The sequence below is a fragment of the Paraburkholderia sp. SIMBA_053 genome, assembly GCF_046534895.1.
Lineage (GTDB): Bacteria > Pseudomonadota > Gammaproteobacteria > Burkholderiales > Burkholderiaceae > Paraburkholderia > Paraburkholderia caledonica.
This window is the reverse complement of sequence record NZ_JAWRXU010001946.1, coordinates 1-229: the sequence shown is the minus strand read 5'-3', so window position 1 is coordinate 229 and position 229 is coordinate 1. Positions and strand designations below refer to the sequence as shown.

1 protein-coding gene is annotated in these 229 nt (G+C 60.3%); it reads right to left on the bottom strand.

Annotation, left to right across the window (positions count from 1 at the left end; all coding sequences use genetic code 11):
- The coding region (locus SB753_RS42340) for an FAD-dependent oxidoreductase (protein ID WP_410805866.1) at window positions 1–110 on the bottom strand (110 nt) is incomplete at its 3' end.
- Window positions 111–229 lie beyond the last annotated feature (119 nt).

Below are 229 nucleotides of genomic sequence, written 5' to 3'. Positions count from 1 at the left end.
CCTGGCGGCTTGCGGTCGACCAGCGCAACCTGTCGGCCGCGTTTTTGCAAATGCACGGCCACGCACACGCCGACAATGCCGGCGCCGAGTACGACGGTATCGAACTTCATTGTTGTCATCGTTAAACCGCTGAGAGGCCCGAGCCGTTCGCGTCGGCGTCGTTAAAAAGAGGGGGCGACGTCACGATCGATTTCAACGAGGCGTCCGCTTTCGTGAGCTTCGACAGATC